Below are 18,847 nucleotides of genomic sequence, written 5' to 3' on the forward strand. Positions count from 1 at the left end.
GATGCCGCACCGCTATCTTTCGCCGATTGAAGAAGTCATTGAAGAAGCCCGCAACGGCCGGATGTTTATTCTGGTGGATGACGAGGATCGTGAAAACGAAGGCGATCTGGTGATCCCGGCACAAATGGCCACACCCGATGCGATCAATTTCATGGCGACTCATGGTCGTGGTCTGATCTGTCTGACCCTTGAATCAGAACGGTGTGATGAACTTGGCCTGACCATGATGAGTGCCCATAACGGCACACGCCATGAAACAGCCTTTACCGTATCGATTGAAGCCAAAACAGGCGTGACGACCGGTATTTCCGCACCGGACCGTGCGCGGACGGTTGCGGTTGCAATTGATCCAACTGCCGGTCGCCATGACATCGTGACACCGGGGCATGTATTCCCGTTACGTGCCCGTCCGGGCGGGGTTCTTGTCCGTGCCGGGCATACCGAAGCATCGGTTGATATTGCCCGTCTTGCCGGATTGAACGCATCTGGTGTGATTTGCGAAATCATGAGTGAGTCGGGTGAAATGGCCCGGCTGCCGGAACTTGTCGAGTTCGCCAAAAAGCATAATCTGAAAATTGCTCAGATTGCCGATTTGATCCGGTACCGTCGCAAACACGAAAAAGTCGTGCAGCGGAAGGCAACCACCACGATCAAAAGCATCAATGGTGGCGAGTTTGACATGCATCTTTATGTCAACAATATCACCTATGCGGAACATATCGCGCTGGTCAAAGGTGACATCAGCAATGATGCGCCGGTGCTTACGCGCGTTCACGCGCTTAATGTACTCGAAGATGTTCTTGGCGATACCCAGACCGGTCATCATGGTCAATTAGCAGCTGCAATGCGCCAGATCGGTGAAGAGGGACGTGGCGTTGTGGTTTTGATCCGCGAACCACGGCCCAATACACTTTCATCATCAATCGCCAAGCTGATTGAATTGAATGGCGGCGATGGCGAATCCCTGCGGCAGGAAATTGCCAAAGCAACGGATGATGCTGATTTGCGTGATTATGGTGTTGGTGCACAAATCTTGCATGATCTTGGCATTCGCGACATGATTCTTCTTTCAAATACCAAACGCCACATTGTAGGACTTGACGGCTTCGGCCTAAATCTGGTTGATCAGCGTCCGCTTGTCGTCTCGGAGGAATAAAACCATGAGTAACGCCCCCCACATTTTGATTGTGGATGCGCCATATTACACGCATATCGTCGAAGACCTTGTCAAAGGGGCTGCTTCGACTCTAGAAGCCGGTGGTGCAACGTGGGATCGTATTTCGGTGTCTGGTGCTTTTGAAGTGCCGATTGCCATTCGTTATGCGGTACAGTCCATGGAAGAATTGGCGACCGGGCCGCGCTATGATGGATATCTTGCGCTTGGTTGCGTTATCCGCGGCGAGACGACACACTATGATCACATCTGCGAAGAAGCCAACCGTGCGCTGATGCAGCTTTGCCTTGATTACAATCTTGCGATTGGGAACGGCATTTTGACTGTCGAGAACGAGGCACAAGCACTGGCACGGGCCAAGGCGGATGAAAAGAACAAAGGTGGCGAAGCTGCCAACGCTGTTCTGCGTCAGATAGAAGTTCAAAACCATTTTGGAATACATCACAAGTAATGACCGATAAACCAAAGGCATCAGCCGCACAGCAGCGTAGCGCAGCGCGTTTTGCCGCTATTCAGGCACTTTATCAGGCTGAGCTGTCCCAGCTTTCAGCAAGTGACATCGTGCGCGAATATTCCGACTTCCGTCTTGATGGCGAGGGTGGTCGTGATCTTGATCTGACCAATGAAGACCTGATTGATCCGGATCGTGGTTTCTTTGCCGATCTTGTTCAGGGTGTCACCGCACGGATGGTTGATATTGACGCCTTGATTAATGGTGCCCTTGAAAAAGGTTGGACCACCAAGCGTCTTGAAACCGTTCTGCGCAGCATCCTGCGTGCGGGTACTTACGAGCTTATGGCACGTGAAGATGTCCCGATGCGCGTTGTTATCACCGAATATGTTGATGCCGCGCATTCGTTCTTTGATGAAAAAGAACCGAAATTGGTGAATGCGGTTCTTGATCGCATTGGTAAAAACCTGCGCGCTGGTGAAGCCGGACAAAACTGATATGGCAGAGCGATTAGGAGAGTTCGATCTGATCGCGCGCCATTTTGCGCCCATCGCACGGCGAGATCCGGCTGCATTGTCGCTTAAGGATGATGCGGCGGTGTTTTCTCCGCCACCTGGATGTGAAGTCGTTGTAACGACAGACGCATTGGTGGCAGACGTCCATTTCCGCAGCATTGATGATCCGGGCCTGATCGCGCAAAAAGTCCTGCGCGTGAATATGTCTGATCTTGCAGCCATGGGGACGACCCCGGGCGGCGTGGTTTTGACGGTGGGTTTTAACCGGGATCTTTCCGAAGACTGGATCGCCGGTTTCGCCAAAAGTTTTGGTGATGATTGCGCTGCATTCTCGGTTTCATTGTTGGGGGGCGATACGGTTGGTACGCCGGGCCCGACATTCTTTAGCCTGACGGCGTTTGGATATGTTCCGGCGGGAAGGGCGCTTCGCCGTGATCAGGCGCGCCCTGGGGACCTTTTGGCCGTCACAGGTACGCTTGGCGATTCGGCACTGGGTTTGTCCGTGCTGATGGGGGAACTGCCCGACATCGATGATGAAGCACAGGCGTTTTTGAAGGATCGCTATTGGGTGCCACAGCCGCGCATGGCAATCAGTCAGGCATGTATGGACCTCGAATGCAGGTTCGCGGTCATGGACCTGTCGGATGGCTTGGCCGGGGATTGCCGCAAAATCTGCGATACGTCAAATGTCGGCATGACAATCCACCAGGACGCAATTGCCTTGTCCCCCGCAGCAAAAGCCGTTCTAGAAAACGATCAAAGCCGATGGGGCCAAATTCTTGGCGGCGGCGATGACTATGAATTGCTGATTGCCGGTGCGCCTGATGACATCAAGGCACTGGGTGATCAGGTTACGGTCATTGGTTCGGTAACAGATCGGGCAGGGCAAGTTGAACTGATTAGCGCTGATGGAAAAATAGCCGAACTCGCACCGGGCGGGTTCGACCATTTTCGATAAAATTCTGATCTGGCGATCAGCGATTGTTAGCAGGATTATTTGCCTTCGCTAAACCGGCCAAGGTTGCCAAACAGCTGTTGTAAAATGGTCATTTCGCGGCCCGCAGTCGGTGTCACGCGATCAGTTGGAATAACCGGCTTGCCATCTTCAAGGTCATATTCGCTCAGGATTTCGACCCGGTTTGCCGCATCAAAACTGATGAGAACAACTTTCTGTTCGACGGTTTCCGGCTCGAAGAATGCGACTGTTTCGGTTGTCTTGGAAATATAAAGCCAGACATTCTCATCAAAGGCCGCAACCGTTGAAGGCGAGCCAAGAATGTCGGTTACATCGCCCTTGGTCGATTCTCCGATTGTGATCTGTTCGAGCATTTCTGGTTCCGGCGCGTTGCCGCGTGAGGCGATCCGGGGACTGCATGCCGAGACGTAAGCAACAGCCAATCCGGCGAGCAGGATCAGGGGAATGCGGGTAATTTTATTGTGTATGAAGCTCACCAGAGCGACCCTCTTGTTGAAACCAAACCGGAATTGCCTTGAGTTTCTGCGCTAGGCGCATGATATTGCCGGGCAATGTCTGGGGCAGAGCCGCCCCGAGAAGATTTACGGCATTCTGCTTGCCATGGCGGGAATGTCAACGAAGGAGTGTTACTGTTGTTTGGATGGCTTAAGAAAAAAGACCGCAAGCAAACCGCTGCGTTCGAGCTTTACACTGCAATGGTAACGCAGGCACGCCAACCGGACTTTTATGCAAAGCTTGGTGTTCCTGATACAATAGACGGGCGTTTTGACCTTATTTTGGTCCATGCGTTCGTCTTGTTCCGTCGACTTAAAACCGACAATGGGGACCGTGATCTGGCGCAACATATCTTTGATGTGATGTTTGCCGATCTTGACCAGAATATGCGTGAAATGGGCATTGGTGATGTCGGAATCCTTAAACGGATCCGCAAAATGTCAGAATCCTATCACGGACGTATCGTTGCATATGAAGAGGGCGTTCAATCTGGCGCAGCAGAACTTGCCGCCGCATTGGACCGGAACCTTTTTGCAGATACCGACGTTACGGATGAACAATTGATGGCGATGGTCGGGTATGTGAATGACGCACTGGCATCCCTTGATAAACAAGCTATTTTAGAATTGCAGAACGGCGCGGTGCATTTTCCCGATGTTCCCGCAATTGCCGTTACAGCCCCGCAGTAGAAAGAACGACCTGATGTCTAAAAAATTTACCCCCGAATTTTCCCGTATTGTCAAAACCGACGAGCAGGTAAGTCGGAAAGAACGCCTCACGATTGAAGCCAGTGAAAAGGAACGTGCGGCACTGGCCAAACGTTTTGAACTGGTATCCATCGACAGTCTTAAAGCAGAACTGACCATCAAGATCTCATCGAATGGCGAAGTCACCGTTCATGGCCCAATGAGTGCGCAGATCACGCAAAACTGCGTAACGACACTTGAGCCGGTTCCGGAAGCCGTCGAAGACACGGTCGATGTTCTGTTTTCCCCGCATGTGTCAGAAGATGATCTTCCGTCCAATCCGGATGATCTTGAAAACCTGTCGGAAGAAGAACTGATGGCGTTGCTGAATCAGCCAGAACCGCTGGTCGATAACAAGATTGATGTCGGCGAAGTCGTCGCGCAGTTTCTGGCCGTTGCGATGGACCCGTATCCGCGCCAAGAAGGTGCAGAATTGCCGAAATCGGTTATGGCCGAAGAGGAAGCTGAGGAAGAACGTCCTAATCCCTTCGCGCAGCTTGCCGGTTTGAAAGAGCAACTTGAAAAGAAAAAATAATCGCCAAAAGCTTTTTGGGTTTGATGATTAGGATCTTTGAATATGCCGGTTTTTACCGGCATTTCACTTTTCCAAAGTAAGATGACAGTGTATTCCCGATGGGCGGTAAGATTGCCGACCTCGGCTTTACCTTGTAACTGAGCGAGATTTCCGGTAATTACGGGCGTTCCGGCGAATAGATGACCGTCATCAGCCCAATGGCTGACCTGCCGGATATCCGGTTCAGAAATTTTAGAACAACCATAAGAGAATACGTTGCCTGAACAGGTTTGCATATCACTTGACGCGATGGGAGGAGACCACGCGCCAGAGATGGTCGTAGCGGGTGCTGAAATCGCGCTCAAAAGGCTCCCCCATCTCAAGTTTCTGATGTTTGGTGATGAAGCACGGCTTAAGCCGCTGCTGGCTAAATATCCCGCATTGGAAACAGTTAGCGAGGTTCGCCACGCGACGCAGGAAGTCTCGATGGAAGACAAACCTTCCGTTGCTTTGCGTCAGCGTCGTGATTCCAGCATGCGTCTTGCCATCAACGCCGTTAAGGAAGGTGATGCGCAAGGTGTCGTGTCAGCAGGTAATACCGGTGCATTGATGGCGATGGCCAAGTTCGTGTTGAAAACCGTGCGCGGTATCGACCGTCCGGCAATCGCGACCTATATGCCGACTCAGCGCGGCGAGACCGTGATGCTCGATCTTGGTGCGAATATCGAGTGCGATGAAAACAATCTGGTTCAGTTTGCGCTGATGGGTGAAGTTTTCAGCCGTATTTTGTTCGGCCTTGAAAAACCGTCTGTTGGTTTGCTCAATGTCGGCATCGAAGAGCTTAAAGGTAACGAGTCTGTCAAGAAGGCTGGCGCCATCTTGCGCGACATTGATCTTCCGATCCGTTTTGCGGGCTTTGTCGAAGGTGATGATCTTGCCAAGGGCACGGTCGATGTCATCGTTACCGATGGTTTCACAGGCAACGTCGCGCTTAAGACCGCAGAGGGCACAGCACGTCTACTGGTGCATTTCCTGCGCGAAACTTTCAAAAGTTCGTTCTTTGCCAAGGTTGGCTATCTTCTTGCCCGTCGTTCGCTGCAGCGTTTCCGTGATCGCATGGATCCGCGCCGCTATAACGGTGCGATGCTGCTGGGCCTTAACGGTATCGCGGTCAAAAGTCACGGCGGTACCGATGCGCTTGGTTTTTCTAATGCCATCGGGGTTTGCCACGATTTGATCGTGAATAACCTTAATGACAGCATCAAAAACGAACTTGCAGCTTTTGAACAGGCGATAACCAACAAGGTTGCCGCCATTCAGGAAGACGCGGTTCCGGTTGGTCAAACCAACTGATAAACTCACCAAAACATTAGAAAGCTGGCGGTCCCCAAATCATGACAGTTCGTTCTCGCATTATTGGTTGCGGCTCATATCTTCCTGCAAATGTTGTAACCAATGATGATCTGACCGCGCGCGTTGATACGTCTGATGAATGGATCGTCGCGCGTACCGGCATTCGTCAGCGTCATATTGCTGCCGAAGGTGAAACCACCAGTGACCTTGCATGTGAAGCCGCGAAAAAGGCGATGGAACATGCTGGTGTTAGCGCAGACGACATTGACTTGATCATTGTCGCAACGGCGACACCGGACAACACCTTCCCTGCAACAGCGACCAAGGTTCAGAACCGTCTTGGCGTTAAGGGTTTTGCCTTTGATGTGCAGGCTGTGTGTTCTGGATTTATCTATGGTTTGACCACGGCAGATATGTATATCCGCAATGGTCAGGCCAAAACCGCCTTGGTCATTGGGGCTGAAACATTCTCGCGCATTCTAGATTGGGAAGATCGTCGGACCTGCGTGCTGTTTGGCGATGGTGCAGGGGCGGTTGTTGTCCAAGCTGCAGAAGGCAACGGCACTGTCGAAGATCAAGGCATTCTTGCCAGCCGACTGCATTCGGATGGCAGCAAATATGAACTTCTCTATGTTGATGGCGGCCCGTCGACTACCCAGACCGTTGGTCATCTGCGTATGGAAGGCAAGGAAGTCTTCCGACATGCCGTGACCAATTTGGCAAGTGTGATTCGCGAAGTTCTTGCCGATACCGGACTTGAGCCAGAAGATATCGATTGGCTTGTGCCGCATCAGGCTAACCGTCGTATCCTTGATAGCACGGCCAAGAAGTTCGGTATTTCGCCGGATAAAGTTGTTGTGACGGTTGATCGTCACGCCAATACGTCGGCGGCGTCTATTCCGCTGGCATTGGCCGAGGCCGTTCATGACGGGCGCGTAAAGCGCGGAGATATTGTGATTCTTGAAGCCATGGGCGGCGGATTTACCTGGGGTGCTTCGCTCGTTCGTTGGTAAATTCGGGTGTGTCGAATTGCCGCCATTGTGCGGAAAAACACACTTAATCCGTAAAAATCACAACATTCCGCCTCAAAGCAGTGTATCCTGTTGATATTGACTGATTTAGCCACCAGATATAGCCTTGTGTATAAAGTCCCGAAATAAGGAGGCGGCCTGTTATGTCGGAAACAACGATTACCCGTGCGGATCTCGCTGAAGCCGTTTACCAAGAAGTAGGTTTGTCGCGGAATGAATCCGCACAACTACTGGAAACTGTTCTTGATGAAATTTCGACTGCGCTGATCAAAGACGAAGTGGTAAAGATTTCCTCGTTTGGAAGCTTCTCCGTGCGTCAAAAAGGACAGCGCATCGGACGGAACCCGAAAACAGGTGAAGAAGTGCCTATACTTCCGCGTAAGGTGCTCGTCTTCCGACCGTCACAGGTTCTGAAAGCCCGCATTAACGCTTAAGAAAAGAACTCATGAAAACGAACTTGGGGGCTGTGGCGGGAACTTCTCGCCGTACAGCAAAGTCTGACTCTGCTTTTCGCACAATTAGCGAGGCTGCAAAGGAGCTTGGTCTTCAGCAGCACGTGCTAAGGTTCTGGGAATCCAAGTTTCCACAGATCCAGCCATTGAAACGGGCGGGTGGTCGTCGCTACTACCGGCCCGAAGACATCGACTTTCTCGGCGATATCCGTTCATTGCTGCACGATCAGGGTTTCACGATCAAAGGGGTTCAGAAGCTTCTTGATCAGAATAAGGGCAAGTTGCCCTCGGAAATCTCTGTAACGGCACATGAGGGTGAGCAGGGAGCCGCTGCATCGGTCGCAAACACCAGTTCTGCCGATGACGTTAACGGTTCAACCGTTGATAAAGCTGCTTTGCGGAGCGTGTTGGGTGAATTGCAGGAGCTGCAAGGTATCCTTCAGGCGAGCCTGCGGGACGTCAAAAAAAATCCGTAAAAATCATTTGCGTCTTTGGCGTGGCGCCGCTATTTATCGAGCCGCGCCAAAGAGCGCATCTATACGGTCGGAGCGTGGCGCAGCCTGGTAGCGCACCTGCATGGGGTGCAGGGGGTCGGAGGTTCGAATCCTCTCGCTCCGACCAATTATTTTCCCATTGAAATTCCAAACTCAATTTAACGGTTATTTTGCCATTGGCATGATCCGGCCAAGCGTTTCGACGTTTCCGTTTTCATCAAGTCGGACCAAGATGATTTCACCAGATCTGGGATAGATAGCCGTCAGTTTGGTGATGTTGACCTGATGAGTGATCAGTAATGCCTTGCTGTCTTTGGGAAGTCCCTTAAGACGTGCAATCAGTTGGTCGTTTTGCTGGTTTTCGGTGCTGCGATCGCGGAAAAATGAATTCAGTACGGGTTCTTCGGTAACAGGCCCAAGTGCAAGCAGCGTTGCTGTTTCCATGCACCGGCACCACTGGCTGCTAAGAACTGTATCAATCGGAATTCCGTGTTGACGTATTTGCTTGCCAGTTTCGCGTGCCTGACGTCGGCCTGTATCATCTAGATTTCGCTGCGTGCTGCACTCATCGATGGTGAAGTTCGATGGGTCACCGGTTCCCGGAGCCGTTGCGTGGCGCATCAAGGCGTGCACGCCAGTCTGATTCCAAATAGCCCATGGATCTTTGTCCGATGCCGAGGCATCCAACGGTGCCGTCATGCAAATAACGGCAATCGCAGCAATGGTGTTTCGCATCAATTTTAACATGGTCAAACACAGTTCGTGGTAACAGACACAATGTTTGATACCCGGGAAACTGCCGACTGGATCAATTTGGGATGATGTGTTTGTTCTTTTGGCGTAAACGCAAAAAGTTAAGAGCCTTTTTTGGAAAGGTCGGTCACAACAAGACGGCCTTCATCGGTTAGCTTGCAAATCAGCCAGTCGGGTTTGACCGGATTGTCAAACCACGGGGCGGCCCAGCCGTGATCAATACAGCTTCTGACCGTTTTTTCGCTGATTTGTTTGCCATTGCCGTCAAATAGCGGCAATTTCCCACCCGGCTGGCTTAGGCCACTTTGTAGCCATTCAAGCTGGACATCTGTGGGTTTCGAATGTTTTTTCCCCGTCATCGGTACTCCTCGCACCGTTATGGTATGATTGGCATCATAAACACTGGATGGGGAACAGTGTGACGGATAATCAATCATGGAGCAATCGCAATGACACCCGATGCGTTTCACGCCAGCCAAATGTCGTTTTTGTATGTCACTGTTCCAGATATGGAAACTGCACGTATGATTGCGGGTGGTGCAATTCGTGAAAAGCTTGCAGCATGCGCAAATGTTTTGCTGCAGATGACGGCGATTTATGAATGGGACGGCGATGTTGAGGAAGAAAACGAGTTGATCGTCATTCTTAAAACATCGCAGGCAACTGCCCCGGCGTTGGCCCAATGGGTTGAGCAACATCATCCCTATGAAGTGCCCTGTGTCCTTGAAATCCCGTTGGGGCGGGGTAATCACGATTACGTTTCATGGCTGCAAAAGCAATTGGGATCAAAATCACGGCTGATGTGATTGCATCAACGCGGCTTGCCCCCTAGGATGGCGCAAATTTAATCCAGTGGATAAAGAGATTTCATGAACCAGCTTACCAAAATGGCCTTGGAAATGGGGCCGTTGATCCTGTTCTTTGCGGCCAATGCAACGACCAACCTTATGACTGCAACGGCCGTCTTTGTTACGGCAACGGTCATTGCGTTGATCACGTCCTATATGATAGCGCGGACCATTCCGGTTATGCCGTTGATTGGTGGCGTGTTTGTCATCGTGTTTGGCGGGTTGACGCTTTATCTTGATGATGAGCTTTTCATTAAAATCAAGCCGACGATTGTCAATTTGCTGTTTGCAGCAATCCTGTTTGGCGGTTTGATGGCGCGAAAGCTGTTTCTCAAGCTTGTTCTGGAAAGCGCCTTTAAGGCGACCGATGAAGGTTGGCGCATTTTGACCTGGCGCTGGGCGTTCTTCTTTGTCTTCCTTGCCATCGTCAATGAAATTGTCTGGCGCAATTTCCCGACCGATACATGGGTCGCATTCAAGGTATGGGGCATAATGCCCATTACCATGGTGTTTGGCATGGCGCAGGTGCCGGTCTTGATGAAGCACCAATTGCCAGAAGAAGAGGGCGGTTCACCCGCTTCTTAAGATTTTGGCACAATCGATCATGATGAAATGCACAAGGGCAGGATGATATCCTGCCCTTTGTTTTAACAATACACGCGGAAAGCCTCGAAAGCTCTATTAGAGAATGGGCAAAGCCACACTGACAGCAGCCTGTGCCGCGATACCTTCTTCGCGTCCGGTAAAGCCCAATCGTTCGGTGGTGGTGGCTTTGACATTCACTCGGTCGACTTCAATCTCAAGGATCTCGGCGACTTTTGTACGCATCGCTTGTGTATGCGGGCCGATTTTGGGGTATTCACAAATCAGGGTGATATCCGCATTCACGATCCTGCCCCCACGTTTGCGCACCAGATCGACAGCATGCTTCAGGAAAATATCAGAGGACGCACCTTTCCACTGCATGTCACTTGGCGGGAAATGCTGACCGATATCACCCGCGCCAATGGCGCCCAGAATGGCATCGGTTAGGGTGTGAAGACCAACATCGGCATCGGAATGCCCGTCAAGTCGGGCAGTGTGGGGCACCTTGATACCGCAAAGAATACAATGATCGCCCGGGGCAAAGCGGTGAACGTCAAAGCCTGTTCCGGCACGGTATTCTTCTTGCTGCATCTGGCAATCTTTCTTTTCTGTGCTTTTAGCCCGATCTTGCGCACGGTCGAAATCGTCGCGTCGGGTGATTTTATCGTTATTTACCGTGCCTTCGACACACACCACGTCAATGCCCAGCATTTCAAGCAAGGCGGCATCATCGGTAAGTTCCTGACCTTCGAACTTCTGATGAGCTTCAAGGATGGTTGTAAAATCAAAACCCTGTGGGGTTTGGGCCCGGTACAGGCTTTCGCGCGGGATGGTGCGTGAAATGACATTTCCCTGATCGGTTTGTTTTATGGTGTCGACAACGGGCAGGGTCGGGATGGCGCCACGTTGTTTTTCAAGGGCACTGATAACCCGTTCAATGACATCATCAGATATCCCGGGACGTGCGGCATCATGGATCAGGACAATATCGGGATTGTGCACAGCAAGGCCACGCAAACCATTAAGCACAGATTGCTGTCGGGTTTCACCGCCGGCAATCGCGGCCGACAGATCCGACACCTGGGAAAGGTCGCAAACGGCTTTGTCGTATAAATCCTGATGTGCTGGATTATAGACCACCTGAACAAGGTCGGGTGATGTGTGCCGAGCAAAGCATTCAATGCAATGCGCAAGCAGGCTTTTACCGCCAAGCACGTGATATTGTTTTGGTGTTGGGTCGCCAAATCTGCTACCGCTGCCTGCAGCAACGATGACAACCCCGATTTTTTTGGTCATAAACATGATGCCATGGCTTGTCTGAATTGCGCCGCAGGCTATCTTTCTGCGAAGACTTTGCCAAGTCGACATTTGGAATATCAGGTCTTTGTGACCCGAAATACTGAAACGGACCATCGCATGCTTGCTGCATATATACACATACTGGCCTTGTTGCCGCTTACGGCGCAGATCATGCGTGAAGAGCCAAAGCGTGATGTGTGGCTGTATGGATCAATTTGTCTGGCGGCAGTCGGAACGATGGTGTTGCTTGGCCTGACGGGCGAAGAAGCTCAGTCGCGCGGATTTTCTGCCGCCCTTCACTGGTCGGAACTTACCGTGATCCTGATCTTTGGTGGCTTGGTGATCTGCAAGGGCCCGCATCAGGTTTGGCGACTTGCCGGTTACATTGGCGGATATCTGTTGCTCTTTGCGGTGCTGGCCGGCGTTTTTCGCGTGTTTGGCACCCAGACACCGCCGACAGTTGAAGGACCAGCTCTGTATTCAGGTTGGCTGTGGGCGCATATCGGCAGCTCATTGATCACGTATGCGCTTGTGACGCTCGCGGCAATTGCGGCGATGGCCTATGTCGTGCAGGAACATGCCCTTAAACATCGCAAACCGACCCGTTGGAGCCGCCGTCTGCCACCGTTACGCGACAGTGAATACATGCTGGTCGATTTTTTGAAATGGTCCGCATGGGTTCTGACGATCGGAATTGTTTCGGGATTTGCACTTCGCTATGTCGAAGGCAGTAGCCTTTGGGAAATTGACCATAAGATGCTGTTGACCCTATTGGGTTTTGCAACCATCTGCACCCTGATTTTCATTCATGAGAAATCAACACTACGTGGCCGCATGGCGGTGCGATTTGTCCTTGGGGCTTGGTTGCTTCTGACCTTGGCCTTTCCCGGCGTTCGTTTGGTCAGCGGGTATCTGATTGGATAGTCGGCGGATTGGCAGCGTTCATTTTGCCAGAAAAGTGCGCAAACACCTGATCGATGGAATGCATGATGCATAATTGATGGTCAGTGTGCGCTGCGGTATCCCGCCAACATGCAGAATTATCGCACGCATCATACTCAAATTTCAGCATATTCAAGGTCTTTCGCCGGGTTGAGCACCACGATATTTTCATCAATACGCTTAGAGTTGTTGCAACTCGTTGCCAGTTTTATTAATCTGCCCAAGTTTTAGGCAATCGGAAATACTTCATGTCATTGCAGATTGGTTCTGTGCATGTGCCAGAAAATGTCATTCTGGCACCTATGTCAGGTGTGACTGACCTTCCATTTCGGCAACAAGTCCGCCAGTTTGGCGGGCATCTTGTTGTGTCTGAAATGATTGCGTCAGATGCCATGACCCGCATCCAGCAGCATAGTAAAGAAGTGCGCAAGATGCATGGCGATTGCGCAGCCGAAAGCCCGCTTTCCGTTCAGCTTGCCGGGACTGAGCCAGAAGAAATGGCCGAAGCGGCAAAAATGAACGAAGCCCGTGGGGCCATGATCATTGATATCAATATGGGCTGCCCGGCCAAAAAGGTGACAAAAGGCTATGCTGGTTCGGCATTGATGCGCGACGAAAAGCTTGCTGCAGATATCATCAAAGCCACCGTTGATGCCGTATCGGTACCGGTTACCCTGAAAATGCGTCTTGGCTGGGATGATGATAACCGCAATGCGCCGACATTGGCCAAGATCGCAGAAGATCTGGGCATCGCGATGCTGACCATTCATGGACGCACACGCTGCCAGTTTTACAAAGGCGATGCCGACTGGGATGCGATTTCTTTGGTTAAAAACGCGGTTTCAATCCCGGTCATTGGCAATGGTGACGTCACCAGAGAAGAAGATGCGCAGGACTTGCTGCAACGTTCAGGTGCAGATGGTGTCATGGTTGGCCGTGGTGCATATGGAAAACCCTGGTTTCTGACGCAGGTATCGCACTTCCTTAAAACCGGTGAAAAACTGTCTGCACCGTCACTTGCCATTCAGTTGGAAACGATCTTGCGCCACTATGATGCAATGATTGACCATCATGGCCGACAGGGTGTGCGCATCGCGCGGAAACACCTTGCGTGGTATTGCAACAGCTTGCGCAACGCGACAGAATTTCGACGTGTTATCAACGTTTTGGATGACCCGTCAGCGGTCAAAGACCAAATTCGGTCCTTCTACGAACCGTTGGTCGAACACGAAATCAAATTTGATCAGAAAGCTGCCTGATCTTTTTATAACAATAAAATGGCGATTGAAAAAATCGTTGGGGAAGAATTGAATGAGACTGGGATTTGGAAAAGGCAACGGGGTTGATCCAACCGGTGTGCTTAACGCGATTGCAAGTGCGGTCGTCGTTGCCAATCGGGATGGGAAGATCCGGTTTGTCAATCAGGCGACCGAACAGCTGTTTAATACAAGTGCCAGCGTTTTGTGTCGCAGTGACCTGACGGATTTCATTCCCGCTGACAGCCCTGTATTTTCCTTAATCAGGCAGGCAATTGAAGAAGCAACTCTTGTTGCTGATCATAATCTGCTGATCGAAAGCCCCAAGATTGGCAAGCATACGGTCAATTTGACCGTGGGCTCGATGCCAGATGAAACCGATTGTGCCGTTCTGACTTTTGAGCCGCGCTCGATCGCCCAGAAAATCGATAATCAGCTTCTGAGCCGTAATTCTGCACGTTCTGTAAGTGCAATGGCCGCGATCCTTGCCCACGAGATCAAAAACCCTCTGTCGGGTATCCGTGGTGCTGCGCAATTGCTTGAGCAAACCAGTAACGAAGATGACCGGGTTCTCACCCGTCTGATTTGCGATGAAGCGGATCGGATTGTCGAGCTTGTCGACCGGATGGAGATTTTCTCGGACAAGCCGTTGGAACGCGGTGCGGTTAACATTCACACCGTGCTTGAGCATGTCCGGCGTTTGGCTGAAAACGGCTTTGGTAAGAACCTGGTGTTTGAAGAAATCTATGATCCATCCTTGCCGCCGGTCTTTGGCAATCGGGATCAACTTATTCAGGTCTTCCTCAATCTGGTGAAGAACGCGGGCGAGGCGGTTGATCCGAAAGATGGAAAAATCATTATTTCCACCCGGTATCAACACGGTGTCCGTTTGGCGGTTGCAGGGCGCGATGCACGTGTGCATTTGCCGCTTGTTGTTTCTGTTTCTGACAATGGTCCGGGCATTTCACAAGATATGCGTGAAAGCCTGTTTGATCCGTTTGTCACGACCAAGCCGACCGGGTCGGGCCTTGGCCTGGCACTGGTGGCCAAGATCATTAATGACCATGGTGGTGTGATTGAAGTGAAAGATGTGCCGGGGGGCGGTGCAGAATTTCAGATCATGCTGCCGATTTACAATCGTGCGCTGGCCGAGGGGGCGAGCGAACCCATAATAATCAATAACAGGGAAGAAACCGCATGAGCACGCGCCCTGCCAGAATTCTGGTCGCCGACGATGACCGTGCAATCCGCACGGTATTGACGCAGGCTTTGTCGCGCCAAGGACACGAGGTCCGTAGTACGGGCCATGGTCGTACACTTTGGGACTGGATCGCCGACGGGGACGGTGATCTGGTTATTACCGATGTCATGATGCCGGACGAGAACGGTCTTGATATGGTGCCGCGCATTCGTAAATTGCGCCCCGACCTTCGCGTGATTGTCATGAGTGCGCAAAACACCCTGATGACTGCGGTTAAAGCCGCACAGCGCGGTGCGTTCGAGTATCTGCCAAAGCCTTTTGACCTTAATGAGTTAATGGGCATTGTTGATCGTGCACTTGAAACACCACAGGAAAGTCAGGTCGGAAAAGCTGCCGATGAAGAGGGTGATGATCGCCTGCCTTTGATCGGCCGTTCGGCGGCGATGCAGGAAATCTACCGTGCGCTGGCACGTCTGATGAACACGGACCTTACCGTGATGGTCACAGGTGAAAGTGGAACGGGTAAAGAACTGGTCGCGCGCGCATTGCATGAATATGGCGGGCGCCGTCATGGGCCGTTTGTTGCGATCAATATGGCCGCAATCCCGCGTGAATTGATCGAAAGCGAGCTGTTCGGCCACGAAAAAGGGGCCTTTACCGGTGCGAATGAACGCAAAGTCGGGCGGTTTGAACAGGCAGAAGGCGGAACGCTTTTCCTTGATGAAATTGGCGATATGCCGCTTGAAGCGCAGACCCGTTTGTTACGTGTTTTGCAGGAAGGCGAATATACCCGTGTTGGTGGCCGCACGCCTATCCGGGTGAATGTCCGCATTGTGGCGGCAACGCACCGCGATTTACGCAAACTCATCCGCGAAGGGACGTTTCGCGAAGACTTGTTCTATCGTCTGAATGTTGTTCCGATCCGTTTGCCGTCGCTGCGCGAACGTCTGGAAGACATTCCTGAACTGGTGAACCATTTCCTGATGCTGGCCAGCCAGGAAGGACTTCCGCGCAAGAACCTGTCATCAGAAGCAATGGCACGCCTGAAGGCGCACCGTTGGCCGGGTAACATTCGTGAACTTGAGAACATGGTGCGCCGTCTGACAGCGCTTTACTCGCATGACGTCATTGGCGTTGATGTGATCGAAACCGAGTTTTCCGAGAACAACATCAACGAAGCAGCCCCAAGTGCGGAGCCGCAATCTTTGTCAGAATCGATTGAACGTCATGTGCGGGAGTATTTTGACGCGCATGAAGAAGATTTGCCATCCAATGGGCTGTATGACCGTATCCTGCGTGAAATGGAACGACCGCTTTTGAATGTGACACTTGAAGCAACGCGGGGAAATCAGGTCAAGGCAGCAGAAGTTCTTGGCCTGAACCGGAATACCCTGCGCAAGAAAATCCGTGATCTTGGGCTTGAAGTCGTCAGGGGCACAAAATGAATAATACTGACCGTTCGATCTCCAACCGTTTCTTGCGGTCGGGCTTTGTACGGTTTGTGGCGAGGTTGGGGCAGTCGCGTCGTTTCGCGTTTGGCCTGGTCGCAGCAGCCCTGATATCGGTCACGGCAACCTATCTTGCGATGACCGGGACGGCACCGTTTCGTCCTGATCCACGCTTGATTTTGCTGTTGCTGAATGCCGATCTTGTGCTGGTGTTGCTGCTGGCAACACTGGTTGCGCGAAAGCTTGTTCAAATCTGGGTCGAACGTCGACGCGGGGTTGCCGGGGCAAAGCTTCACACCCGTATGGTTTTGATGTTTTCACTGGTTGCGGTGACGCCGGCGATCTTCGTTGCGGTATTCTCGGCCTTGTTCCTGCATTTTGGTATTCAGGGCTGGTTTAGTGACCGCATCAGAACAGCCGTGGAAGAAAGTATGGTCATTGCTGATGCTTATTTGAAAGAGCATCAGGAGCTGATCCGTGCAGACGTTCTTGCGACCACAAGTGACTTGCAAAGATTTGGGGTCAATTTTTCGACCAGTACGGATCGCATCTCAGACCTTCTGACCGATCAGGCTCTTGCCCGTGGGTTGCCGGAAGTCATGATGATCGACGGTTCCGGGCAGGTCATCGCGCAGTCCGAATACAGTTTTTCCTATATGACGGATCAGTCTTCTATCCCGCCGGAAGTCTTTGACGAGGCGCGCGAAAAAGATGTGGTTCTCATGATCGGCTCTGCCGATAACCGCATTCGCGCATTGGCCAAGATCCCGACCTTCATCAATGCATTTTTGCTGGTGGGGCGTTTTGTTGATCCCAACGTTCTTGACCGTATTGATAAGGCCAGGCGTGCTGTTGACGCCTATGAAAGCCTTGAAGGGGAACGTTCAGGGATCGTGATTACGTTTGTCATGATCTTTGTTCTGATCTCTGTGGTGTTGTTGCTGGCAGCAGTGACGATGGGGCTTATGGTGGCAACACGTTTGGTGCAGCCCGTGTCGCAATTGATCACGGGTGCTGAACGTGTCAGGGACGGTGATCTGTCGTTCCGTGTGCCGCTGGACGGGCAGGGTGATGAGCTTGAGGCCCTTAGCCGCGCCTTTAACCGGATGACCGCACAGCTTGAAACACAGCACAATGAACTGATTGCGGCCAACCGTCTGAATGATGAACGGAGGCGCTTCACCGAAGCTATTCTTGGCGGGGTTACAGCGGGCGTGATTGGTCTTGATCCTGATCGCAAGATTGATTTGCCAAACCGAAGTGCGTCTGACCTTTTGGCGGTTGATCTTGAAAACCATATCGGCCAGAAACTGACGGACGTCATTCCCGAATTCGCCACACTGTTCGAAGATTTTGGCCGGGATGGAGATCGCAGCAAGCCGCGACAGGTCGAAATTCGCCGTGAGGGCGTGAATGTGACCCTATTGGCCCGCGTGACAGCAGAATGGGCTGATGATGGCACGGTGTTTGGCTATGTCGTGACATTTGATGATGTGACGGAATTGCAAACGGCGCAACGCATGGCGGCATGGGCCGATGTTGCGCGACGTATTGCCCATGAAATCAAAAACCCGCTGACACCTATTCAACTGTCAGCCGAACGCCTTAAACGCCGTTTCCTCAAGCAAATTAATGACGACGATGAGGAAGTCTTCAAAACCTGCACCGATACCATTATCCGGCAGGTATCCGATATCGGTCGGATGGTGGATGAGTTTTCAAGTTTTGCACGCATGCCATCACCGAAAATGCGGTCGGAAAACATCAGTGATCTGGTGAAAAGTGCGGTATTCTTGCAAAAACAGGCGCATAGCAACATCACCTATGACTTTGACCAGACCGGAATTGAGGAAATGCAAATTTCCTGCGATGCCCATCAGGTAAACCAGTGTCTGATCAACACCCTTAAAAATGCTGCCGAAGCAATCGAGGCCCGCGATAAGCCAGAAGATGGCGAGTTGCCCCGCGGGAAGATCGAAGTTTCAATTACGGTGTCACCAAACAATCAACATCTGTTTGTCGCGGTGTCTGACAACGGAAAAGGGCTTCCGGCCGAGCATCGCGAACGCTTGACAGAGCCTTATATCACCACACGTTCGAAGGGGACCGGTCTTGGTCTGGCGATCGTTAAGAAAATCATGGAAGACCATGGAGGAGAGCTGATACTCTCTGACGGCGTTGAAAGCGGGGCGACAATTACGTTATCGTTCCCGCAGGTGGTTGAAGCCGATCTTGAAGGCAAATCGCCGGACGTATATTCCTCAGGCAATTAATTCAATTGTCAAAATCGTAACAAGAACAAAGATTGATTTGG

The 18,847-nt window shown here is 51.7% G+C and carries 21 protein-coding genes and 1 tRNA gene; 18 read left to right on the forward strand and 4 right to left on the reverse strand.

The genetic code is table 11. The features are described from left to right. Window position 1: 1 nt before the first annotated feature. The 4 genes from ribB to thiL are packed head-to-tail and all read left to right on the forward strand — an operon-like array spanning window position 2 to window position 3,098. On the forward strand, window positions 2-1,156 hold the full coding sequence (ribB, locus tag ACQ0MK_RS07195) for a 3,4-dihydroxy-2-butanone-4-phosphate synthase (RefSeq protein WP_430475449.1): 1,155 nt from the start codon (window positions 2-4) through the stop codon (window positions 1,154-1,156). A 4-nt stretch (window positions 1,157-1,160) separates the two neighbouring features. Further along, window positions 1,161-1,625 carry a 6,7-dimethyl-8-ribityllumazine synthase gene (gene ribH, locus ACQ0MK_RS07200; RefSeq protein WP_350045913.1) on the forward strand — a complete coding sequence of 155 codons (465 nt, stop codon included), beginning with the start codon at window positions 1,161-1,163 and terminating at the stop codon, window positions 1,623-1,625. Further along, complete coding sequence (gene nusB / locus ACQ0MK_RS07205; RefSeq protein ID WP_350040621.1) at window positions 1,625-2,122, forward strand: transcription antitermination factor NusB; 498 nt, start codon at window positions 1,625-1,627, stop codon at window positions 2,120-2,122. Before ribH ends, nusB begins: the two co-directional genes overlap by 1 nt. Window position 2,123: 1 nt before the next feature. Beyond that, on the forward strand, window positions 2,124-3,098 hold the full coding sequence (thiL, locus tag ACQ0MK_RS07210) for a thiamine-phosphate kinase (RefSeq protein ID WP_430475450.1): 975 nt from the start codon (window positions 2,124-2,126) through the stop codon (window positions 3,096-3,098). A gap of 35 nt (window positions 3,099-3,133) precedes the next feature. On the opposite strand, the gene ACQ0MK_RS07215 is transcribed toward thiL, so the two are convergent. Continuing rightward, complete coding sequence (locus tag ACQ0MK_RS07215) at window positions 3,134-3,592, reverse strand: outer membrane protein assembly factor BamE (protein ID WP_350045911.1); 459 nt, start codon at window positions 3,590-3,592, stop codon at window positions 3,134-3,136. Between the two features lie 156 nt (window positions 3,593-3,748). Between ACQ0MK_RS07215 and ACQ0MK_RS07220 the strand changes: the two genes are divergently transcribed. The 7 genes from ACQ0MK_RS07220 to ACQ0MK_RS07250 all read left to right on the forward strand — a co-directional run bounded on the left by ACQ0MK_RS07220 (window position 3,749) and on the right by ACQ0MK_RS07250 (window position 8,328). Next, complete coding sequence (locus ACQ0MK_RS07220; RefSeq protein WP_430475451.1) at window positions 3,749-4,300, forward strand: ubiquinol-cytochrome C chaperone family protein; 552 nt, start codon at window positions 3,749-3,751, stop codon at window positions 4,298-4,300. 13 nt (window positions 4,301-4,313) lie between these two features. Then, on the forward strand, window positions 4,314-4,892 hold the full coding sequence (locus ACQ0MK_RS07225) for a YceD family protein (protein WP_430475452.1): 579 nt from the start codon (window positions 4,314-4,316) through the stop codon (window positions 4,890-4,892). 255 nt (window positions 4,893-5,147) lie between these two features. Continuing rightward, window positions 5,148-6,224, forward strand: a complete 1,077-nt coding sequence (gene plsX, locus ACQ0MK_RS07230; RefSeq protein WP_350040616.1) for a phosphate acyltransferase PlsX — start codon at window positions 5,148-5,150, stop codon at window positions 6,222-6,224. Window positions 6,225-6,265: 41 nt separating this feature from the next. Further along, a complete protein-coding gene (locus ACQ0MK_RS07235; protein ID WP_350045908.1) occupies window positions 6,266-7,237 on the forward strand; it encodes a beta-ketoacyl-ACP synthase III in 972 nt (323 codons plus the stop codon). A 161-nt stretch (window positions 7,238-7,398) separates the two neighbouring features. Further along, a complete protein-coding gene (locus ACQ0MK_RS07240) occupies window positions 7,399-7,689 on the forward strand; it encodes an integration host factor subunit alpha (RefSeq protein WP_033069712.1) in 291 nt (96 codons plus the stop codon). An 11-nt stretch (window positions 7,690-7,700) separates the two neighbouring features. After that, the gene (locus ACQ0MK_RS07245) at window positions 7,701-8,183 is read left to right on the forward strand and encodes a MerR family transcriptional regulator (protein ID WP_350040614.1); all 483 of its coding nucleotides are present in this window, start codon (window positions 7,701-7,703) and stop codon (window positions 8,181-8,183) included. Between the two features lie 68 nt (window positions 8,184-8,251). After that, a tRNA-Pro gene (locus ACQ0MK_RS07250) sits at window positions 8,252-8,328 on the forward strand. A gap of 38 nt (window positions 8,329-8,366) precedes the next feature. On the opposite strand, the gene ACQ0MK_RS07255 is transcribed toward ACQ0MK_RS07250, so the two are convergent. Together ACQ0MK_RS07255 and ACQ0MK_RS07260 are read right to left on the reverse strand one after the other, a co-directional pair. Beyond that, window positions 8,367-8,936: a histidine phosphatase family protein gene (locus ACQ0MK_RS07255; protein ID WP_430475453.1), complete on the reverse strand. Its 570-nt coding sequence runs from the start codon at window positions 8,934-8,936 to the stop codon at window positions 8,367-8,369. Window positions 8,937-9,055: 119 nt separating this feature from the next. Next, window positions 9,056-9,313: a hypothetical protein gene (locus ACQ0MK_RS07260; protein ID WP_430475454.1), complete on the reverse strand. Its 258-nt coding sequence runs from the start codon at window positions 9,311-9,313 to the stop codon at window positions 9,056-9,058. 90 nt (window positions 9,314-9,403) lie between these two features. Here ACQ0MK_RS07260 and cutA point away from each other — a divergent pair, with 90 nt between their 5' ends. Together cutA and ACQ0MK_RS07270 are read left to right on the forward strand one after the other, a co-directional pair. Continuing rightward, window positions 9,404-9,760, forward strand: a complete 357-nt coding sequence (cutA, locus tag ACQ0MK_RS07265) for a divalent-cation tolerance protein CutA (protein ID WP_430475455.1) — start codon at window positions 9,404-9,406, stop codon at window positions 9,758-9,760. A 63-nt stretch (window positions 9,761-9,823) separates the two neighbouring features. Beyond that, window positions 9,824-10,387 carry a septation protein A gene (locus tag ACQ0MK_RS07270; RefSeq protein WP_430475456.1) on the forward strand — a complete coding sequence of 188 codons (564 nt, stop codon included), beginning with the start codon at window positions 9,824-9,826 and terminating at the stop codon, window positions 10,385-10,387. A gap of 96 nt (window positions 10,388-10,483) precedes the next feature. Here the strand turns inward: ACQ0MK_RS07270 and ACQ0MK_RS07275 are convergent, their stop codons facing one another. Then, entirely contained in the window at window positions 10,484-11,683 is a 1,200-nt protein-coding gene (locus ACQ0MK_RS07275; protein ID WP_430475457.1) for a bifunctional 2-C-methyl-D-erythritol 4-phosphate cytidylyltransferase/2-C-methyl-D-erythritol 2,4-cyclodiphosphate synthase, read from the reverse strand. Between the two features lie 120 nt (window positions 11,684-11,803). Between ACQ0MK_RS07275 and ACQ0MK_RS07280 the strand changes: the two genes are divergently transcribed. The 5 genes from ACQ0MK_RS07280 to ACQ0MK_RS07300 all read left to right on the forward strand — a co-directional run bounded on the left by ACQ0MK_RS07280 (window position 11,804) and on the right by ACQ0MK_RS07300 (window position 18,806). Beyond that, complete coding sequence (locus tag ACQ0MK_RS07280) at window positions 11,804-12,610, forward strand: cytochrome C assembly family protein (protein ID WP_430475458.1); 807 nt, start codon at window positions 11,804-11,806, stop codon at window positions 12,608-12,610. A gap of 266 nt (window positions 12,611-12,876) precedes the next feature. Next, window positions 12,877-13,887, forward strand: a complete 1,011-nt coding sequence (dusB, locus tag ACQ0MK_RS07285) for a tRNA dihydrouridine synthase DusB (RefSeq protein ID WP_430475459.1) — start codon at window positions 12,877-12,879, stop codon at window positions 13,885-13,887. Between the two features lie 52 nt (window positions 13,888-13,939). Further along, window positions 13,940-15,085: a two-component system sensor histidine kinase NtrB gene (locus ACQ0MK_RS07290; RefSeq protein ID WP_430475460.1), complete on the forward strand. Its 1,146-nt coding sequence runs from the start codon at window positions 13,940-13,942 to the stop codon at window positions 15,083-15,085. Continuing rightward, a complete protein-coding gene (gene ntrC / locus ACQ0MK_RS07295; RefSeq protein WP_350045900.1) occupies window positions 15,082-16,530 on the forward strand; it encodes a nitrogen regulation protein NR(I) in 1,449 nt (482 codons plus the stop codon). Before ACQ0MK_RS07290 ends, ntrC begins: the two co-directional genes overlap by 4 nt. Beyond that, on the forward strand, window positions 16,527-18,806 hold the full coding sequence (locus tag ACQ0MK_RS07300) for a sensor histidine kinase NtrY-like (protein WP_350040604.1): 2,280 nt from the start codon (window positions 16,527-16,529) through the stop codon (window positions 18,804-18,806). Before ntrC ends, ACQ0MK_RS07300 begins: the two co-directional genes overlap by 4 nt. Window positions 18,807-18,847: the final 41 nt, after the last annotated feature.

This window comes from Thalassospira lucentensis (assembly GCF_050516545.1).
In the GTDB taxonomy this organism is placed as follows: domain Bacteria; phylum Pseudomonadota; class Alphaproteobacteria; order Rhodospirillales; family Thalassospiraceae; genus Thalassospira; species Thalassospira lucentensis_C.

Coding starts and splice junctions, on each gene's coding strand:
- ribB (WP_430475449.1), top strand. CDS start 2: ATGCCGCACCGCTATCTTTCGCCGATTGAAGAAGTCATTGAAGAAGCC.
- ribH (WP_350045913.1), top strand. CDS start 1,161: ATGAGTAACGCCCCCCACATTTTGATTGTGGATGCGCCATATTACACG.
- nusB (WP_350040621.1), top strand. CDS start 1,625: ATGACCGATAAACCAAAGGCATCAGCCGCACAGCAGCGTAGCGCAGCG.
- thiL (WP_430475450.1), top strand. CDS start 2,124: ATGGCAGAGCGATTAGGAGAGTTCGATCTGATCGCGCGCCATTTTGCG.
- ACQ0MK_RS07225 (WP_430475452.1), top strand. CDS start 4,314: ATGTCTAAAAAATTTACCCCCGAATTTTCCCGTATTGTCAAAACCGAC.
- ACQ0MK_RS07235 (WP_350045908.1), top strand. CDS start 6,266: ATGACAGTTCGTTCTCGCATTATTGGTTGCGGCTCATATCTTCCTGCA.
- ACQ0MK_RS07240 (WP_033069712.1), top strand. CDS start 7,399: ATGTCGGAAACAACGATTACCCGTGCGGATCTCGCTGAAGCCGTTTAC.
- ACQ0MK_RS07245 (WP_350040614.1), top strand. CDS start 7,701: ATGAAAACGAACTTGGGGGCTGTGGCGGGAACTTCTCGCCGTACAGCA.
- ACQ0MK_RS07255 (WP_430475453.1), bottom strand. CDS start 8,936: ATGCGAAACACCATTGCTGCGATTGCCGTTATTTGCATGACGGCACCG.
- ACQ0MK_RS07260 (WP_430475454.1), bottom strand. CDS start 9,313: ATGACGGGGAAAAAACATTCGAAACCCACAGATGTCCAGCTTGAATGG.
- cutA (WP_430475455.1), top strand. CDS start 9,404: ATGACACCCGATGCGTTTCACGCCAGCCAAATGTCGTTTTTGTATGTC.
- ACQ0MK_RS07270 (WP_430475456.1), top strand. CDS start 9,824: ATGAACCAGCTTACCAAAATGGCCTTGGAAATGGGGCCGTTGATCCTG.
- ACQ0MK_RS07275 (WP_430475457.1), bottom strand. CDS start 11,683: ATGACCAAAAAAATCGGGGTTGTCATCGTTGCTGCAGGCAGCGGTAGC.
- ACQ0MK_RS07280 (WP_430475458.1), top strand. CDS start 11,804: ATGCTTGCTGCATATATACACATACTGGCCTTGTTGCCGCTTACGGCG.
- dusB (WP_430475459.1), top strand. CDS start 12,877: ATGTCATTGCAGATTGGTTCTGTGCATGTGCCAGAAAATGTCATTCTG.
- ACQ0MK_RS07290 (WP_430475460.1), top strand. CDS start 13,940: ATGAGACTGGGATTTGGAAAAGGCAACGGGGTTGATCCAACCGGTGTG.
- ntrC (WP_350045900.1), top strand. CDS start 15,082: ATGAGCACGCGCCCTGCCAGAATTCTGGTCGCCGACGATGACCGTGCA.
- ACQ0MK_RS07300 (WP_350040604.1), top strand. CDS start 16,527: ATGAATAATACTGACCGTTCGATCTCCAACCGTTTCTTGCGGTCGGGC.